The sequence below is a fragment of the Acidobacteriota bacterium genome (assembly GCA_016712445.1).
In the GTDB taxonomy this organism is placed as follows: domain Bacteria; phylum Pseudomonadota; class Alphaproteobacteria; order Caulobacterales; family Hyphomonadaceae; genus Hyphomonas.
Window position 1 is genome coordinate 1,018,959 of the sequence record JADJRB010000001.1, and the last position, 16,533, is coordinate 1,035,491.

A 16,533-nucleotide genomic window follows, 5' to 3' on the forward strand; every position below is an offset into this window, starting at 1 on the left:
TTCCGCCATGTCAGGCTGCCCCGCTATCTTTGGCGTCACAGCCTGATGAAAGGAAATGTCGTGGCCAATTCTGCTCTTGATACGTTTACCACCGCCGTCCGCGCAGCCTGGGGGGAGCTTTCGAGCGATCTCGTTCAGGTAACCCGGACCCAGCTTGACCGATTGCTGGCCGCAGAGCCCGCCGAGCCCTGGCTCGCCAGCCTCAGGGCCGACCAGCCCGAAAGCCGTGAACTGTACCGCGATCCTGCCCACGGGTTCGTCCTGCAAGCCCATGTCGAGCGCGCCGGCACCATCCGTACACCCCATGATCATGGCCTCAGCTGGGTCATCTACGGGGTCCAGGACGGGGAGGTCGAGATGACGACCTTCGCCCGCATCATATCGCCGTCCGGCGGCGTGCGGCTGGTCAAGCGCGATGCGGCGCGTGTTCGGGCCGGCGAGGTTCAGGTCTACCTGCCGGGAGATATCCACCAGACCGAGTGCCTCTCGCCGACGGCCACCCTGTTGCGCTTCAGCGAACGCGACCTGCGCGCCGAGGACAAGCAGTTCGGCCGTCTCACGCGCTATGTCCGGCGCGGCGGCGTGTGGACGGTCGGCGAACCATGACCCGCTTCAACAATCCCCGCGCCGGCGTGCTCGCCGTGCTGGCAGCGATGGCCACAGTCGTACTGGACGCAGGCATGACCATCGTGGCCCTGCCATCGATGGCGGCCCATTTCGAGATCACGCCCGCACGGTCCATCCTGGTCGTCTCTGCCTATCAGGCCGCCGTGGTGATGTCGCTCCTTCCGGCCGCCGCGCTCGCCGAGCGGTTCGGTTATCGCCGCCTGTTTACCTGCGGGCTCGCCCTGTTTGTCATGTCCTCGCTCGTTTCTGCGATGGCCAGCTCGTTTCCGGTTCTCGTTGCGGCCCGCTTCGCGCAGGGCGTGGGCAGCGCGGCCGTCCTCGCGCTGGGCATAGCGCTGATCCGGTTCGCGGTCGCCGAGTCGCGCCTCGGTGAGGCGATCAGCTGGAACGCACTTACCGTCGCACTGGCCGCCGCCGCTGCGCCCGCATTCGGCGGGATGCTGATGTCGGCGGCGTCATGGCACTGGATCTACCTTGCAACCCTGCCAGCGGCGGCGACGGCGCTCGCATGCGCGCGCTCCCTGCCCGCCTCACACAGTCAGCCGGGTCGCATCGACCTGCCCGGGCTCGGCCTGAATGCGGCCGCGTTCGGATGTCTGATCGCCGGCGCCGCCAGCATCCGCAGCGCCAGCCTGCTCTGGCCAGCTTTGCTGACTGCAGGCGCCGCCGCGCTGGCAGTGCTCATCCTGCGTGACCGGTCGAGCGCAAGACCGCTCCTGCCGGTTGACCTGCTGGCGGGCCAGCCTTTCCGTGTCTCGGTCATGGCTTCGGCGGCGTGCTTCACGGGGCAAAGCATCGCCCTGATCGCCCTGCCATTTCACCTTCAATCCGGTTTCGGCCTGCCGGCGCCTGTTGCTGCCAGCCTGCTCACGATCTGGCCGCTGAGCGTTGCCTTGATGACGACGGCGGCGCGCCGCTGGATTTCGGCCGCGCCCACCCGGCTTGCTTGCTCAGTAGGCGGATCGCTTCTCTCCGCGGGACTTTTGGGGCTTTGGGTGTCGCCGTTCAGCGGCGGCCCGTTGCCCCTCGTCCTGTCAATCGGCCTGTGCGGTGCAGGGTTCGGCGTGTTCCAGGTCGCCAACAACCGCAGCATGTTCCTCTCGGCGCCTCTCTCCCGGAGCGGCGCCGCCGGCGCGCTGCAGGGCTTGGCGCGCGTCACCGGCCAGACAGGCGGCGCAATTCTCGCCGGCCTGTTGTTCGCGGCGCTGACAGCCCCCGTCGCCCATCGCACGTCGTTTGCCATCGGCGCCGTTTTTACCGGGGCGGCGGCGCTGCTCAGCTATTTCGGCCAGCCAGCAGTCCGCCGCTTGCCGGACGAGCGTGCCTGACAATCAGGTCAAACAAGCGCAAAAGGATCCAGCCTCGGCGACGCGCAAGCCCCCTTGTGAACACAGAACAGATCGTTTAGTATTCACAGAACTCAGGGAGGGTTGAATGGCCAAAGTTCTCGTTACCGGCGCGACCGGCTTCATCGCCGGACATGTCATTCACCAGCTCGTTGAAGCGGGGCATGAAGTCGCCGGAACCGCCCGGTCCGCGTCCAAGGCCAACGCCCTCAACAAGACGCTCAGTGCCTATGCCGGAAAGGAAATCCGCATCCCGATCCGCGCCGCTGACCTGTCTGCGGACGCCGGCTGGGCCGAAGCCTGCGCGGGCATGGACTATGTCCACCACGTCGCCTCGCCCTTCCCGACAACTGTGCCCAAACACTCCGACGAGCTGGTCATCCCCGCCCGCGACGGCGCCCTGCGCGTGCTGGAGGCGGCGAAGGCCGCCGGCGTCAAGCGTGTCGTGATGACCTCCTCGATGGCGGCCTGCGCCTATGGCTGGGGCGACAAGCGGCCCAACCCGGTGACCGAGGAGCACTGGACGCAGCTCAACGACCTGCCGGAAGTTTCGCCCTACATCCGCTCAAAGACCGTCGCCGAACGCGCCGCCTGGGATTACGTCAACGGCGAGGGCAAGGGTCTCGAACTCTCGGTCATCAATCCCGTCGCCGTGCTGGGTCCCGTCATGAGCGGAGACTTCTCCGCCTCGGTCGAAATCCTCACCCAGCTGATGTCCGGCCGCCTGCCCGGCACGCCGAAAACCGGCTTCGTCGTCGTCGATGTGCGCGATGTCGCCTCGGCCCATGTCCTCGCCATGACCCACCCCGGCGCAGCCGGCGAGCGTTTCCTCGCCGGCGACAAGTTCATGTGGTTCTCGGACGTCGCGAAAGTCCTGCGCGACAACTTCCCGGCCTATGCCTCGAAAGTGCCGACCCGCGAACTTCCCGACTGGGCCGTGAAGCTGATCGCCATGGTCAACCCGCCTGCCAAGCAGCTGATTCCAGAACTCGGCCGCGAGCGTCACACCACCAGCGAAAAAGCCAAACGCGTCCTCGGCTGGAAACCGCACACCGCCGAAGAAGCCATCATCGCCGGCGCTCAGAGTCTGATCGCGCACAAGGTGGTCTGATTGCCCGGCGCCTTTACGCGCCTTTGCCGGAACCGAAGTTGACCAGCCTGTCATGCAGCACGCGGATGGCTGCATTCAGCGCCTGCAGCTCCTCTCCGGTCATCCCTGAGCGCTCCGCCAGGTTTGTGCCCACGCAGCCTGCAATGTTTCTCAGATCGCGGCCCTTGTCCGTCAGCCCGATCAGGACCTGCCGCTCGTCCTGCGGATTGCGCACGCGGCTGAGATAGCCCGCCGTCTCCAGCCGCTTCAGCAGCGGGGTCAGCGTGCTGGGTTCCAGCTCCAGCTGGCCGGACAGTTCGCTGACCGACTGATTGTCCCGGTCCCAGAGTAGATTGAACACGAGGTATTGCAGGTAGGTGATGCCGAGCTCGTCGAGGACGACCTTGTGGACCCGCTGGATGGCAAGGTTGGTCGCGTAGATTGTCCGGCAGATATGCGCCTCGAGCGGCGGCGGCGGCACCGGGGCGGGGTCGGGTCTGGGCATCGGTAGGTCCTTTAGGGCAGGGCAACAAAAAATCGTTATCGCGATAAAAATAACGATTGACGAGAAAATCGCAATCGCCTATCTGACGTTTATCGCGATAATGAATATCGCAATAAACAAAAGGAGCCGCCCATGATGAAGACCCTGCTCTCCGCCGTTGCCCTCTCGGCCATCGCGGCCTGCCAGCTTTCGCCCACCAACCCAGCCCTCAAAACCACCGCTCAAGGAGAAATTCAGATGTCCACCATCACCACCAAAGACGGCACCCAGCTCTTCTACAAGGACTGGGGCCCGAAAGACGCCCAGCCCATCGTGTTCCACCACGGTTGGCCACTGACCGCTGATGACTGGGACGCGCAGATGCTGTTCTTCCTCTCGGAAGGCTACCGCGTTGTTGCCTTCGACCGCCGCGGCCAGGGCCGCTCGACCCAGACCGACATCGGCCATGACATGGACACCTTCGCCTCCGACACGGCTGACCTCGTCGCCGCGCTCGACCTGAAGAACGCCGTGCATATCGGCCACTCGACCGGCGGCGGCGTTGTCGCCCGGTATGTGGCCGGCGCCGAGCCGGGCCGTGTGTCGAAAGCCGTGCTGATCGGCGCTATCACACCGATCCTTGGCCAGACGGAGAGCAACCCGACCGGCGTGCCGCTGGAAGTCTTCGAAGGCTTCAAGGTCGCCCTCGCGAAAAACCGCGCCGAGTTCTACCGCGAAATCCCCTCGGGCCCCTTCTACGGCTTCAACCGCGAAGGCGCGAATGTCAGCGAAGGCATGATCCAGAACTGGTGGCGCCAGGGCATGCAGGGCAGCGCCAAGGCGCAGCTCGACACGATCACGGCGTTCGCAGAGACGGACTTCACCGAAGACCTGAAGGCCATCTCGGTACCGGTTCTCGTGATGCATGGCGGCGACGACCAGATCGTGCCGGTCGACGAGACCGCTCGCCGCGCTGCCGCCCTGCTGCCGAATGGTTCGCTGAAAGTCTATGAAGGCCTTTCGCACGGCCTCTTCGCCACACACCCCGACCTGATCAACGCCGACCTTCTGACGTTCATCCAGAACTAGGTCCTGCCAGATCGTACCTGATCCGGGCCGCTCAAAGGGCGGTCCGGATCTTTCTCTGCTCCTCAGAAATCGTACGCAATTCCCTTGCGTTCCCAGTCGCCATAGCGCGTGGGCTCGATGCCTTTCGGCCCGCCCTGCTCGCCGTCCGGCAGCGCGGCCTCCGCCTTCTTGCGCGCGTCCGCCTCTTCCAGCGCCCGCCTTGCTGCCTCGGGCAGCGCCGCGCGGCGCATCTCTTCTTGCGCTGAGATCACAGGCTCGTTATCGGCCATCACGCTCTTCCCGTTCTGTTTATTGTTTCCCATATAATCTGCGCCGGCGGCAATGCCCGCCCGGCAGGCAAAAGACCGCAACCGAATGGAGTTCTCCGCCCCATGGGCACTGCCAAGACCTTCGTCCTTCTGGCCGCGCTGACCGCCCTGTTCGTCGGTATCGGCTACCTGATCGGCGGCGCTGCCGGCATGGCCATCGCCTTCGCCGTGGCGGCCTGCATGAACGTGTTCGCCTGGTGGAATTCCGACAAGGTCGTGCTGCGCATGCAGGGCGCGCAGGCTGTTCCGGAAGACACGAAGAACCCGATGCTGCGCGCCTTCCGCCAGGATGTCGCGCGCCTGGCAGACCGCGCCGGCCTGCCGGAGCCGAAAATCTACGTCATCGACACGCCCCAGCCGAACGCCTTCGCCACCGGCCGCGATCCGCACAACGCCGCCGTCTGCGCCACCACCGGCCTCCTCAGCGCGCTGACCCGCGAGGAAGTCGCCGGCGTCATGGCGCACGAGCTCGCCCACGTGCAGCACCGCGACACGCTGACCATGACCGTCACCGCCACCCTCGCCGGCGCGATCGGCATGCTCGCAAACTTCGCGCTGTTCTTCGGTCCGCGCGATTCCGAAGGCCGCTCCAACCCCATCGCAGGGCTCGCGATCATGATCCTCGCGCCGCTCGCCGCCGGCCTCGTGCAGATGGCCATCAGCCGCTCGCGCGAATACGAAGCCGATGCGCGCGGCGCCGAAATCTGCGGCAACCCGCTCTGGCTCGCCTCGGCGCTGGAAAAGATCGAGCGCGGCGCCCGCGCCCAACTCAATCCGTATGCGGAGCGTACGCCCGCCATGGCGCACATGTACATCTCGAACCCGCTGAACGGCCGCGGCGTCGACAATTTCTTCTCGACCCACCCGTCGACCGCCAACCGGGTCGAAGCGCTGCGCCGCATGGCCAGCGAAATGGGCGTCGCTTCGATGCGTGAAGACAGCCCGGCCCCGCGCCGCGCCACTGGTCCATGGGGTTGAACCTGACTGCCTCCATCCGATGAGCGGCGCCGACTCCCGGTTCGCAGCCGCCGAACTCCTGCACCTGACGATCGACAAGCGCCGCACGCTCGACGAGGCGATGTCGCTGTCGGAAAGCTTCAACGGGCTGGAAGGCTCGGACCGCGGCTTTGCCCGCGCCATCGCCTCCTCGGCCCTGCGCCATCTCGGCTGGATCGACGCGGCCGTGCAGCCTTTCCTGTCACGCCCCCTCGCCGCCACCGGCATCGAGATCCGGGCGCTGATCCGCGCCGGCGCCGCGCAGGTCTGGTTCATGGACGTCGCTCCGCACGCCGCCGTCAATGCCACGGTCGATGCCGCCCGGCTGTCGCGCGGCTCGCGCTCCGGCGGCAGCTTCCTCAATGCCGCCCTGCGCCGCGTGTCGGAAACTGCCTCGCCCGCCACCACCCATGCGCCGGAAGCGCTTTGGCCAGACTGGCTCGCCAAGGCCATGCGCGAAAGTCTGGGCACGGACGGTGCGCGCGCCCTCGCCGCCGCCCAGCGCGCCGAGCCGCCGCTGCATCTGACCGCGGCGCACACACCGCAAGCGGTCGCCGCCGCCACGGGCGGCACGCTGCTCGCCTCGGGCTCGGTCGAAGTGCCCACCGGCTCAGTCGAAGACCTGCCGGGCTATGCCGAGGGAACATGGTGGGTGCAGGACCAGGCCGCCGCGCTGCCCGCCAAACTCCTCCGCACCAGCCCCGGCGACCGGGTGCTCGACCTTTGCGCCGCCCCGGGCGGCAAGACGTTGCAGCTCGCCGCCACCGGCGCCCACGTCACCGCGCTCGACCGGTCCGCGCCCCGGCTTGAACGACTGCGCGAAAACCTCACCCGCACCGGCTTCACCGCCGAGGTCGTCACCGCCGATGGCGAGACCTGGGAGTCCGGTGCGCGGTTCGACCGGATCCTGCTCGATGCGCCCTGTTCGGCGCTCGGCACCCTTCGCCGCCACCCCGAAGGGGCCTGGATCAAGACCGGCGCCGACGTTGCCCGCTTCCCGGCCGTCCAGGCGCGCCTCCTCGCCGCAGCCGCCGGCCGCCTCGCCCCCGGCGGCACGCTGGTCTACTGCGTCTGCAGCCCGCTCGCCGCTGAAGGCCGCGATGTGGTCAATGCCGCGCTAACCAGCGGACAACTGGTCCGCCGGCCTGTCTCGGCCGCAGAATGCCCCGGCTTCGAGGACTGCATCACCGGCGACGGCGATGTCCTCACCCTGCCGTCGGAGTCACGCGATTGTGACGCCTTTTATGTCGCCCGGCTGGGCCTTCCGGGGCTCGGGGATTGAAGCTGAATGGATTTCTCTCCGGAAATTCATGTCCTATTCAGCCGCCAAATCGCTATATGAGCCCATCGCAGGTATGCAATGCGAAAGGAAGAACTCGACATGATGATGCAGCTTTCTGCTCAATCGGCCACGCGTAAAGCGATTGCAGGCGCGCTGGCTGCCCTCACCCTGACCCTTGCCGGCTGTGCAAACTCGTACGGCACCGGCACCACCAGCTCGCGCTCGGTCGGCCAGGCCTCCACCGTTTACACCGGCGTCGTCACCTCGGCCCGGGAAGTGATCATCAAGCCTGACCGCTCGATCATCGGCACCGCGACCGGCGCCGTCCTCGGCGGCCTCGCAGGCTCCGAACTCGGCGGCGGCGACAAGGCCCAGACCGCCGGCGCCATCGGCGGCGCGGTGGTCGGCGGCATCGCCGGCAACGCAGCCGGCAAGGCCATCGGCACCCAGCGCGGCTACGCCTACATCGTTCGCTTCGACAATGGCGAAGTGAAAGAGATCGTGCAGGGCGCCGACCTCTACATCCAGCCGGGCACCCCGGTCAGCGCCATCGCAGGCGCCGACGGCTGGAAGCTGATCCCCCGGTAAACGCCGGGCGAAAGCCAGACAAACGGACAGCCGGCTGCCTTGTGTAGCCGGCTGTTTGCTTTGGAGCCGGGTTCAGGTCCCGCGTGCAAGCGCCTCGGCGTCCGCCCCGGCCGGGAAGAGTATCTGCTCCGAAGTGTCATTCACCGCCCGCCAGACCGTTTCGGCCACATCGGCCTCGGTCGTCATCATGGCGGGACGGGCAAAGCCTTCGAAGACCGGGCGCGCAAATCCGGCATAGGCCTCGGGGATGAGATCTTCCACCCGAACCTCCGTATTCTGAGCAAACTGCGTCGTCGGCGCATAGCCCGGTGCGACGAGGCGGGCGCGCACACCGAAATAGGCCAGTTCATGCGCCAGCGATCCGGTGAAGCCGGCAATCGCCTGCTTGCTCGCCGTATAGGCCGCCGCCAGAGGCATCGGCGCCAGCGTCACGCTCGAGGTGACATTCACGATCACGCCCGCGCGCCGAGCCCGCATCTGCGGGATCACCGCCTGCGTCATCGCCATCACGCCGAACGTGTTGGTCTCGAACACCTTGCGGACATGCGCCATCGGCGTTGCCTCGAACGCGCCGACCACGCCGATGCCCGCATTGTTCACCAGCGCGTCAACCGGCCCGGCCGCATCGAGCGCGGCGTGGATGCTGTCTGCGCGGGTCACGTCCAGCGGCAACAGGCGCAGCCGCTCCGATGGCGGCAACAGGCCCTCGCGCGGCGTGCGCATCGTGGCGACGACGGTCCAGCCCTTCGCCAGGAAATGGCGCGCCGTCTGGAGTCCGTAGCCGGACGAGCAGCCTGTGATCAGTATGGTTTGCATGTCGGGTTCCTTCTGTCCTTGTGGTTGACAAGACGAAGATACCGGCGCCAGACTGGACGATCATCAATCAATGATCCAGTTTTTGTTTGCAAGAGTCCGGAATGGCCGATCCCCTGACCCAGGTTATCGAACTCCTCAAGCCCCAGGCGATGTTCTCGAAGGGCATCAGCGGCGCCGGTCGCTGGGCTGTGCGCTATTCGGATTTCGGCCATCCGGGCTTCTGTGCGGTGCTGGAAGGCCAGTGCCGCCTCGCGGTCGCGGACGCTGCCCCGATCCTGCTCAACGCGGGGGATTTCGTGCTGCTGCCGGCCACACCCGCCTTCACGATGTCGGGGCTCGAGCCTGCCATGCCAAAACGGCTCGACCCGAACCTGTCGCCCTCGCCCGGCGAAGAAGTCCGCCATGGCCGGCAGGACGGCCCGCCGGACGTGCGTATGCAGGGCGGCTATTTCATGTTCGGCTCGCCTGACGCCGCGCTGCTGGTCTCCCTGCTGCCGTCAGTCATCCATATCCACGGCGACGCAAGGCTCACGGCGCTAGTCAGCCTGTTCGGCGAGGAAGCAGCCGCCACGCGGGCCGGGCGCGAACTTGTCCTTACCCGGCTCGTCGAAGTGCTGCTGGTGGAAGCGCTGCGCGCCGCCGATGTTGCCAGCGCGCCGCCAGGACTTCTGCGCGGCCTCGCGGACGCCCGCGTGGCCGGCGCCCTGCGCCAGATTCATGGCGCGCCGGAGCGGTCCTGGACGGCGGAGGAACTGTGCCGCACCGCCGGACTCTCCCGCTCCGCCTTTTTCGATCGCTTTTCCCGTGCGGTAGGTCTGCGGCCGATGGAATACCTGCTTGCCTGGCGGATGGCCCTGGCAAAGGATCTGCTGCGGCGCGGCGCCCTGTCGCTCGACGAAGTAGCCCGGCGCGTCGGATATGGTTCGGCCAGTACTTTCAGCACCGCATTCAGCCGGCATGTCGGCCAGCCGCCCGGCCGCTTCGCCCGTTCGCCTGCCCCGGCGGCGTGACAAAACCGTCTCCGGCGGGAATTTCACGTTTCACAATCACCCCGTTTCCCTCTAGGGATTGGCTATGTCTCCGGTCCTCATTTCTCCCTCCATCCTGTCTGCCGATTTTGCCAAGCTGGGCGAGGAAATCCGCGCGATTGATGCGGCGGGTGCTGACATGATCCACGTCGATGTGATGGACGGCCATTTCGTGCCGAACCTGACCTTCGGACCGCCCGTCATCGAGAAGCTGCGCCCGCACACGAAGAAGCCGTTCGACGTGCACCTGATGATTGCGCCGGTGGATCCCTTCATCGCCGCTTTCGCCAAGGCCGGCGCCGACATCCTCACCGTGCATCCCGAAGCCGGCCCGCACCTGCACCGCACGCTGCAGGCCATCCGCGCCGCCGGCATGCGCCCGGGCGTTGCCCTCAACCCCGGCACGCCCGCCAGCGTGATCGAGCCGGTGATCGACGACATCGACCTCGTGCTCGTGATGTCGGTCAACCCCGGCTTTGGCGGCCAGAGCTTCATCACCAGCCAGCTGAAGAAAACCGAACAGCTGCGCCGCATGATCGACCAGACCGGACGCGACATCATCCTCGAGATCGACGGCGGCCTGAACGCCGAAACCGCGCCGAAGGCCATCTCGGCCGGCGTCACGGCAATCGTCGCGGGCTCCGCCGTCTTCCAGGGCGGCCCGTCCGCCTATGCGGAGAACATCCGCGCCCTGCGCCCCAAGGTCCGGGTCTGAGCGGCGCACAAGTTGGACGGCAAGGACTTGTCAGATATCGGCGAAGACTTCCAGGCAGACCGCACACGGACGAGCGGTGACGACGCCGCGCTTTGGCGTCGCTTCCGCGGCGTCGCCGGTGAGGATGCGAAAGTCTCCGCGCTCCAGAAACTGAAGCTCACCGGCCACGGCCCCGACAAGTTCAGCCTGCACCTTGAAAACCTCGCCCCGCCGGACGACCGCCGCGGCGAAGCGCTGATGCAGGACATCTGGCGCATCGGCCAGCAGCGCCTCGTGCTGCAGCCCGGCCAGGCGCCCTGGGCCACCGACATGCCGTCGCGGCATTTCGCCGACCGCGTCCACCGTTTCGCCTGGGCGCCGGACCTGCTCGGCCAGGGCGAGGCCGGCCTCGCCCGCGCGATCGCGCTGACCGATGACTGGGTCGCCAGGTTCGGCAAGTTCCACGGCTTTGCCTGGCGCCTCGAGCCGACCGCCAGCCGCTGCTGGAACTGGCTGCGCTGCGGCCCCGGCCTGCTCGAAGCCGGCAGCGACGAAGCCCGCACCGCCCGCATCGATTCCCTGTCGCGCCAGCTGCGCTACATCCACGAGACCATGGGCGCCGTGCACGACCCCAAGTCGCGCTGGCTCGGCGCCGTCGTCCTCGTCGCCAACGCGCTCTGCCTGCGCGGCGGCTCCGGCCTCGGCGACGCGCTGGAGCGTCTCGAATCCGAGACCACCGCGCAGATCCTGCCCGATGGCGGCCACGTCACCCGCAGCCCCAGCCACCTCCTCTCCTCCCTCCTCCACCTGCAGACGCTCGCGGGCGCCCTCACCCGCGCCGGGCGTCCGGTACCGGACTGGATGGACAAGTGGATCCCGCGCATGGGCGCCATGCTCGCGTTCTTCCAGGCCGGCGACGGCGCCCTCAACACCTTCCATGACGGCGACGAGTCCCGCCCCGAAGTGATCGAGGCCGCCCTCGCCCGCCTGCCCGCCCCGCCCCGCAAGTTCATGTTCGCGCCGAAGTCCGGCTTCCAGAAAGTCGAGAAGGGCGGCCTGCGCCTCGTGCTCGACTGCGGCGAGGCCCCGCCCCGCCCGTTCGGCGACCATGCCCGCGCCGGCGCCCTCAGCTTCGAACTCTCCGACGGCCCCGCCCGCATCGTCACCTCCTGCGGCTACTCCGCCGAGGTCAACGTCGACTGGCAAGCCGCCGTCCGGCGCACCTCGGCGCACTCCACCCTCATCCTCGGCGGGCGCGATTCCGGCGCCTTCATCGTCAATGATGAGACACGCCTGCGCGCCCTGATCGGCCCGGAAGGCATCGCCGCCAAGCGCCTCGAGGAAGCCGCCGAGATCTGGCTCGACGCCCAGCACGCCGGCTACAAGGCCGCCTACGGCCTCCTCCACCGCCGCCGCATCTTCATCTCCGGCGAGGGCGACCGCCTGACCGGCGAGGACTCCCTCGTCCGCCCCGTCGCCCAGGCGCCCAACGACGACAAGAAGCACATCCCCTTCGAGATCCGCTTCCACCTCCACCCCACCGTCACCGCCCACATGGGCAAGGACGCCATCCGCCTGTTCTGCGACAGCGGCGCCGTCTGGCGCTTCCGCACCAGCCACGAGGGTGCCCGCCTCGAGAAGACCGTCTACCTCGCCCGCGGCATCGTCGAGCAGCCCGAGCAGATCGTCCTCGCCGGCTTCGCAGACCCCAACGGCGACGGCTCCCAGCCCCCCAACGCCATCCGCTGGGCCTTCGTCCGCGAATCGTGAGCGGCGGCCCGAAAAGTGGGCACCGGTTTTCGGAAAGACGCCGCGACCACGAATAATGCGCGGCATCCGCGCCGCTTGACCCCCGCGCCTTCCGTGATACGCCCCGCGCGAAGCCAACCACGGAGACTCCCCATGTCCGGCGCCCCCCTCAAAATCCGCCGCGCCCTGATCTCCGTGTCGGACAAGACCGGCCTCATCGACCAGGCCGAACGCCTGCGCTCCCACGGCGCCGACCTCATCTCCACCGGCGGCACCTCCAAGGCCCTCAAGGATGCCGGCCTCCCCGTCATGGACGTCGCCGAACTCACCGGCTTTCCCGAAATGATGGACGGCCGCGTCAAGACGCTCCACCCGATGGTCCACGGCGGCCTTCTCTTCCTGCGCGACAACGACCAGCACGTCGCCGACGCGCGCACCCACGGCATCGCCCCGATCGACCTGATCTACGTCAACCTCTACCCCTTCGAGGCCACCGTTGCCTCCGGCGCCGACTTCGAGACCTGCATCGAGAACATCGACATCGGCGGCCCCGCCATGCTGCGCGCCGCCGCCAAGAACTACGCCTTCGTCGCCGTCTGCACCGACACCTCCGATGTCGAGGCCGTCCTCGCCGAACTGGACCGCGACGGCGAAGTCTCCCACACGACCCTGCGCCGTCTCGCCGCCAAGACCTATGCGCGCACCGCCGCCTACGACGCCGCCATCTCCCAGTGGTACGCCCGCCAGAACGGCGAGAGCGCGCCCGACTGGGCAGCCCTTGGCGGGCGCCTCCAGCAATCCCTGCGCTACGGCGAGAACCCCCACCAGAAGGCCGCCTTCTACGTCACCGGCGAGAAGCGCCCCGGCGTCGCCACCGCGCGCCAGCTGCAGGGCAAGGAACTCTCCTACAACAACATCAACGACACCGACGCCGCCTATGAGCTGATCGGCGAACTCGGCAATGCCGTCCCCGCCGTCGCCATCATCAAGCACGCCAACCCCTGCGGCGTCGCCCTCGGCGCCAACATCATCGACGCCTACCAGAGCGCGCTGGCCTGCGACCCCACCTCCGCCTTTGGCGGTATCGTCGCGCTGAACCGCCCGCTCGATGAACAGACAGCCAAAGTCATCACCGAAATCTTCACCGAAGTCGTCATCGCCCCCGGCGCCGACGCCGCCGCCGAGGCCGTCTTCGCGAAGAAGAAAAACCTCCGCCTGCTGATCACCGAAGGCCTGCCCGATCCCGCCGCTGCGGGCCTCTTCGCCAAGACCGTCGCCGGCGGCTTCCTCCTGCAGGACCGCGACGCGGGCCGCATCACCGAAGCAGACCTGAAAGTCGTGACCAAACGCGCGCCGACCGCCCGCGAACTCGAAGACCTGCTCTTCGCCTGGCGCGTCGCCAAGCACGTCAAGTCGAACACGATTGTCTATGCGAAAGACGGCGTCACCGCCGGCATCGGCGCCGGCCAGATGAGCCGCATCGACTCGGCCCGCATCGCCGCCCGCAAGGCCGAAGACGCGCAGGAAACCGCTGGCTGGGCGACGCCCCGCACGGCGGGCTGCGTCGCCGCCTCAGACGCTTTCTTTCCGTTCGCGGACGGTCTCCTGCAAGCCGCCAGCGCCGGCGCCACCGCCATCATCCAACCCGGCGGCTCCATCCGCGACGACGAAGTTATCGCGGCGGCGGACGAGGCCGGATTGGCGATGGTGTTCACCGGGATGCGGCACTTTAGGCACTGAGGTAGAAGCAGCCCAACCGAGGCCGGGCTGCTCCGGTTGGTCATACTTTGGATTCAAGCTTCGACTTGAGCCAAACGCCGGCTTTATCCGAGAAGCCGTGCCAAGCTGACTCGCCCTCAAGGCGCGCAACGAAGAGCGTATCGTTCTGATCGAGGCATGCCTTCAGTTCGTCGCGAATCTGTGCGGCGCTCTTGGAGGTCTGGATAATCCAGACTGATCCCTGCATATGCCAGTGAGCCTGATAAGCTTCGAGCTTCTTCGAAATACAGGCGTAGTTCTGACCTGCCTGCTTCAGGTCGTAGGTCACAATGTAAGCAGTCATAGACCACCTTTCTTTGCTCTGTTGCCTTGAACAACGAGACACCGAACGCTAGCCTGAAGTTGCAACGCTTGGGGCACCTTCGGTCTCTCAAGTTTCAAGCCCTGGCAACGTGGGCTTGAAGGGGATGAGGCGGGTTTCGGCCCGCCTTATTCTTTTTGCATCCTACTCCTCTGGAGGCAGCCAAACCTTCTGCTCATCGTCGAACTGGAGTTCGCCCTCCAATCTGAGACGCCTAAGGTGACTGCGAATGGTCACCGCTTGAAAGTTGGTTGGCGAAGCCTGCTTAAGCATCGACATAAGTCCTGTCGTGGACATTGGGTGCTTTACTTCAGAGAGCACGGATCGAACTCTCCCGAGTGTTTGCAGCTTCTTGATGTTCTTCGTGCCGGGACCGATGTCGCCTGCAGCAGCCAAGGTAATATGAAGATCACCCCGCATTGTACGCAGCTCTGCTTGCTCCTGCTTAAGCGCTTCAATTTTGCGATTGATCTCGCGTAAGCGTTGGTCGATCTTTGAGAGGTTCGTATCGGCTCGGGTCATGCCAAGAAGATATGTATACGGACTTTGCGATGCAAACGCTTTCGACTAGCGTCGCATCGACCGAATTTTCCATTATAATCAACCAGTTGAAAGACGCTTCGAATCGCGCTATCAGGGTTACTCCCTGATAGCGCGATTTTAGACATTCCGCATCGGGATCATTAAAAATGCGAGAGGCTTCGTCAAAGCACGAGTTCGATTGCTTTCCAGAATGACGCGGCGAACGCACTTCTCGTTGCATAGAAACGCGCGAACGCAATGAAATCCGCACCCTCCGTCTCACTCCAAAGAAAATTCGTCATCATCCCGGTTTCGCTGAAAGCGAAGACCTGAGGCCCGGAAAGCCCAGAAAAAACAACGTCTGCCGCCGCGCCCCGGCCACCCGTGTCCTGCGGCCCGGGGCCGGGACGGCGCCGCCGGCAGACTTTCTGCACACATCCGAATCCGGCGGGACATCTGGCGGGGTTATCCTCTGCGGCTGATGAGTGCGCCGTCCCTTCCTGTCCTCTGCGAGGCTGCTGCCCAGCTGTTCATGGCCGTGAAAGGCTATGCGCTGCGCGAGGCCGCGCGCTGGCATGAGGCCGCCGTGCGGCGCCTCGCCCTCGGCGGCCTCGCCGCCTTCGCCGCGAGCCTGCGCCGCCTGATCCATCTGCTCGCCCGCGAGGAAGTGCTGGCGCCCCTCCGTGAACGGACGGACCTGCCGCGCGCCGAGACCGGCCCGCCGGCGTCCCGCCGCTACCACTTCCGCCTGCACGAAGAGCCGCCGCCGCGCCCGAAGCGCGAAGCCAGTCCGCACGCCCGGCCCGATCCGGCAGACTTCGCCCACGCGCTTTTCCTTTCGCGCATGTCAAACCTCGCCGCCGCCTGGCGCGCCCGCCGCCGCATCGCAAGGCGCCTCGCGCGCCGCTGGGCCGCCTCCGCCGCACGCCTCAGGCGCCCGGCCTTCGGCCCTCACTTTGCGGCGCGCCTGCCGCCACCGGTCCTCGCCTTCGTCACCCACCTCGAAGCCCGCCTCACCGCCCCGGACACGTCCTAGCTTTCGCGTCCGATCCGCAACACGGGCCCGCGCTCATCCTGAGCGAAGTCGAAGGATGGGCCACGCCGTGCTGCAGCAGCCCGGCGCGTCCTACGGCCCTCATCCCGAGCCTGCCGAACGCCGCTCAGGATGAGCCGTCCGCAGACCCGGCGCGGCGCTTCTTGCCCCCAAGGCACCCTTCCTGCCCCCCCAAGGAGGAAAGTCGTGCTGCCAGGGTGATGCCCCTCGCAGCCCACCGGCCACGGAGCACTCCCCTCTCCCCTGTTTGGGAAAGGTGCCGCCAGAGTGACGCCCCAGGCGCCCCTCCGGTCCGGAAGCCACGCTGCCCCGGAGAAGACGTTGCCAGAGTGATGCCTGAAGCGCCCCTCCGGCCAGCCCATCCCTCGCCGTCTCCCCCTCAATGGAAGAGGTGCTGCCAGGGTGATGCCTCAGGGAAGCGCTTCCATCAGTTTACGGACGATTTCCTGCCGCACCTTCCAGCTGAGCCAGGCCTTGTCCATGCGGGAGAGCCAGTGCGAATTCACCGCCGATTGTTCGGCGCCCAGCACCCTCGGCTTCGGCAGCACGCGCTGTCCGAGGACCGCGACCACATGCGCGATCTCCTCCGGGCTCGCGAAATGGAGTTCATGCCCGCGATGTTCGAGCGTCCACAGCGGATACCCCTTCCCCGGGACCGGCGCCGGGAACGGCGGGTCGAACACCGTCGCGCTGTAATGGCCGGCGTCCACGCCCCGGTGCACGAACCGGCTCACCGGCGTGCGCGGCGAGTCCGGCACATGCTCCAGCCGCAGGCGCAAG

Annotated in this window: 18 protein-coding genes; 12 read left to right on the plus strand and 6 right to left on the minus strand. The window is 66.8% G+C overall.

Annotated features, from left to right (window positions below; genetic code table 11):
• Positions 1-60: 60 nt before the first annotated feature.
• From IPK75_05255 to IPK75_05265, 3 genes are all read left to right on the plus strand, one after another.
• Positions 61-606 carry a hypothetical protein gene (locus IPK75_05255; protein MBK8197758.1) on the plus strand — a complete coding sequence of 182 codons (546 nt, stop codon included), beginning with the start codon at positions 61-63 and terminating at the stop codon, positions 604-606.
• The gene (locus IPK75_05260; GenBank protein MBK8197759.1) at positions 603-1,955 is read left to right on the plus strand and encodes an MFS transporter; all 1,353 of its coding nucleotides are present in this window, start codon (positions 603-605) and stop codon (positions 1,953-1,955) included. The genes IPK75_05255 and IPK75_05260 overlap by 4 nt, the downstream gene beginning before the upstream one ends.
• Before the next feature lie 106 nt (positions 1,956-2,061).
• The gene (locus IPK75_05265; GenBank protein MBK8197760.1) at positions 2,062-3,084 is read left to right on the plus strand and encodes an aldehyde reductase; all 1,023 of its coding nucleotides are present in this window, start codon (positions 2,062-2,064) and stop codon (positions 3,082-3,084) included.
• Between the two features lie 13 nt (positions 3,085-3,097).
• Here the strand turns inward: IPK75_05265 and IPK75_05270 are convergent, their stop codons facing one another.
• Positions 3,098-3,568, minus strand: coding sequence for a MarR family transcriptional regulator (locus IPK75_05270; GenBank protein ID MBK8197761.1), 471 nt, complete (start codon positions 3,566-3,568; stop codon positions 3,098-3,100).
• 237 nt (positions 3,569-3,805) lie between these two features.
• On the opposite strand from IPK75_05270, the gene IPK75_05275 reads away from it, so the two are divergent.
• Entirely contained in the window at positions 3,806-4,636 is an 831-nt protein-coding gene (locus tag IPK75_05275; GenBank protein MBK8197762.1) for an alpha/beta hydrolase, read from the plus strand.
• Between the two features lie 62 nt (positions 4,637-4,698).
• On the opposite strand, the gene IPK75_05280 is transcribed toward IPK75_05275, so the two are convergent.
• Positions 4,699-4,905 (minus strand): DUF1674 domain-containing protein, encoded by a 207-nt coding sequence (locus tag IPK75_05280; GenBank protein ID MBK8197763.1) that lies wholly within the window; start codon positions 4,903-4,905, stop codon positions 4,699-4,701.
• A 102-nt stretch (positions 4,906-5,007) separates the two neighbouring features.
• Here IPK75_05280 and htpX point away from each other — a divergent pair, with 102 nt between their 5' ends.
• From htpX to IPK75_05295, 3 genes are all read left to right on the plus strand, one after another.
• Positions 5,008-5,922: a zinc metalloprotease HtpX gene (gene htpX / locus IPK75_05285; GenBank protein MBK8197764.1), complete on the plus strand. Its 915-nt coding sequence runs from the start codon at positions 5,008-5,010 to the stop codon at positions 5,920-5,922.
• 19 nt (positions 5,923-5,941) lie between these two features.
• Positions 5,942-7,222 carry a methyltransferase domain-containing protein gene (locus IPK75_05290; GenBank protein MBK8197765.1) on the plus strand — a complete coding sequence of 427 codons (1,281 nt, stop codon included), beginning with the start codon at positions 5,942-5,944 and terminating at the stop codon, positions 7,220-7,222.
• Positions 7,223-7,321: 99 nt separating this feature from the next.
• The gene (locus IPK75_05295) at positions 7,322-7,810 is read left to right on the plus strand and encodes a hypothetical protein (protein MBK8197766.1); all 489 of its coding nucleotides are present in this window, start codon (positions 7,322-7,324) and stop codon (positions 7,808-7,810) included.
• Between the two features lie 72 nt (positions 7,811-7,882).
• On the opposite strand, the gene IPK75_05300 is transcribed toward IPK75_05295, so the two are convergent.
• Entirely contained in the window at positions 7,883-8,626 is a 744-nt protein-coding gene (locus IPK75_05300; GenBank protein ID MBK8197767.1) for an SDR family oxidoreductase, read from the minus strand.
• Positions 8,627-8,727: 101 nt separating this feature from the next.
• Here IPK75_05300 and IPK75_05305 point away from each other — a divergent pair, with 101 nt between their 5' ends.
• The 4 genes from IPK75_05305 (at position 8,728) to purH (ending at position 13,837) form a co-directional block, all read left to right on the plus strand.
• The gene (locus tag IPK75_05305) at positions 8,728-9,636 is read left to right on the plus strand and encodes an AraC family transcriptional regulator (GenBank protein ID MBK8197768.1); all 909 of its coding nucleotides are present in this window, start codon (positions 8,728-8,730) and stop codon (positions 9,634-9,636) included.
• 64 nt (positions 9,637-9,700) lie between these two features.
• The gene (locus IPK75_05310; protein MBK8197769.1) at positions 9,701-10,369 is read left to right on the plus strand and encodes a ribulose-phosphate 3-epimerase; all 669 of its coding nucleotides are present in this window, start codon (positions 9,701-9,703) and stop codon (positions 10,367-10,369) included.
• Between the two features lie 27 nt (positions 10,370-10,396).
• On the plus strand, positions 10,397-12,118 hold the full coding sequence (locus IPK75_05315; GenBank protein ID MBK8197770.1) for a heparinase II/III family protein: 1,722 nt from the start codon (positions 10,397-10,399) through the stop codon (positions 12,116-12,118).
• A 132-nt stretch (positions 12,119-12,250) separates the two neighbouring features.
• Positions 12,251-13,837, plus strand: a complete 1,587-nt coding sequence (gene purH, locus IPK75_05320; GenBank protein ID MBK8197771.1) for a bifunctional phosphoribosylaminoimidazolecarboxamide formyltransferase/IMP cyclohydrolase — start codon at positions 12,251-12,253, stop codon at positions 13,835-13,837.
• Positions 13,838-13,877: 40 nt separating this feature from the next.
• Here the strand turns inward: purH and IPK75_05325 are convergent, their stop codons facing one another.
• Both IPK75_05325 and IPK75_05330 read right to left on the minus strand, forming a co-directional pair.
• Complete coding sequence (locus IPK75_05325; GenBank protein MBK8197772.1) at positions 13,878-14,144, minus strand: hypothetical protein; 267 nt, start codon at positions 14,142-14,144, stop codon at positions 13,878-13,880.
• Positions 14,145-14,321: 177 nt separating this feature from the next.
• A complete protein-coding gene (locus tag IPK75_05330; GenBank protein MBK8197773.1) occupies positions 14,322-14,699 on the minus strand; it encodes a hypothetical protein in 378 nt (125 codons plus the stop codon).
• Positions 14,700-15,180: 481 nt separating this feature from the next.
• Between IPK75_05330 and IPK75_05335 the strand changes: the two genes are divergently transcribed.
• Positions 15,181-15,735 carry a hypothetical protein gene (locus tag IPK75_05335; GenBank protein MBK8197774.1) on the plus strand — a complete coding sequence of 185 codons (555 nt, stop codon included), beginning with the start codon at positions 15,181-15,183 and terminating at the stop codon, positions 15,733-15,735.
• Positions 15,736-16,163: 428 nt separating this feature from the next.
• Here IPK75_05335 and IPK75_05340 read toward each other — a convergent pair whose 3' ends face one another.
• Positions 16,164-16,532: a hypothetical protein gene (locus IPK75_05340; protein MBK8197775.1), complete on the minus strand. Its 369-nt coding sequence runs from the start codon at positions 16,530-16,532 to the stop codon at positions 16,164-16,166.
• Position 16,533 lies beyond the last annotated feature (1 nt).

Coding starts and splice junctions, on each gene's coding strand:
- IPK75_05300 (MBK8197767.1), bottom strand. CDS start 8,626: ATGCAAACCATACTGATCACAGGCTGCTCGTCCGGCTACGGACTCCAG.
- IPK75_05275 (MBK8197762.1), top strand. CDS start 3,806: ATGTCCACCATCACCACCAAAGACGGCACCCAGCTCTTCTACAAGGAC.
- IPK75_05335 (MBK8197774.1), top strand. CDS start 15,181: ATGAGTGCGCCGTCCCTTCCTGTCCTCTGCGAGGCTGCTGCCCAGCTG.
- IPK75_05330 (MBK8197773.1), bottom strand. CDS start 14,699: ATGACCCGAGCCGATACGAACCTCTCAAAGATCGACCAACGCTTACGC.
- IPK75_05310 (MBK8197769.1), top strand. CDS start 9,701: ATGTCTCCGGTCCTCATTTCTCCCTCCATCCTGTCTGCCGATTTTGCC.
- IPK75_05270 (MBK8197761.1), bottom strand. CDS start 3,568: ATGCCCAGACCCGACCCCGCCCCGGTGCCGCCGCCGCCGCTCGAGGCG.
- purH (MBK8197771.1), top strand. CDS start 12,251: ATGTCCGGCGCCCCCCTCAAAATCCGCCGCGCCCTGATCTCCGTGTCG.
- IPK75_05295 (MBK8197766.1), top strand. CDS start 7,322: ATGATGATGCAGCTTTCTGCTCAATCGGCCACGCGTAAAGCGATTGCA.
- IPK75_05290 (MBK8197765.1), top strand. CDS start 5,942: ATGAGCGGCGCCGACTCCCGGTTCGCAGCCGCCGAACTCCTGCACCTG.
- IPK75_05280 (MBK8197763.1), bottom strand. CDS start 4,905: ATGGCCGATAACGAGCCTGTGATCTCAGCGCAAGAAGAGATGCGCCGC.
- IPK75_05260 (MBK8197759.1), top strand. CDS start 603: ATGACCCGCTTCAACAATCCCCGCGCCGGCGTGCTCGCCGTGCTGGCA.
- IPK75_05305 (MBK8197768.1), top strand. CDS start 8,728: ATGGCCGATCCCCTGACCCAGGTTATCGAACTCCTCAAGCCCCAGGCG.
- htpX (MBK8197764.1), top strand. CDS start 5,008: ATGGGCACTGCCAAGACCTTCGTCCTTCTGGCCGCGCTGACCGCCCTG.
- IPK75_05265 (MBK8197760.1), top strand. CDS start 2,062: ATGGCCAAAGTTCTCGTTACCGGCGCGACCGGCTTCATCGCCGGACAT.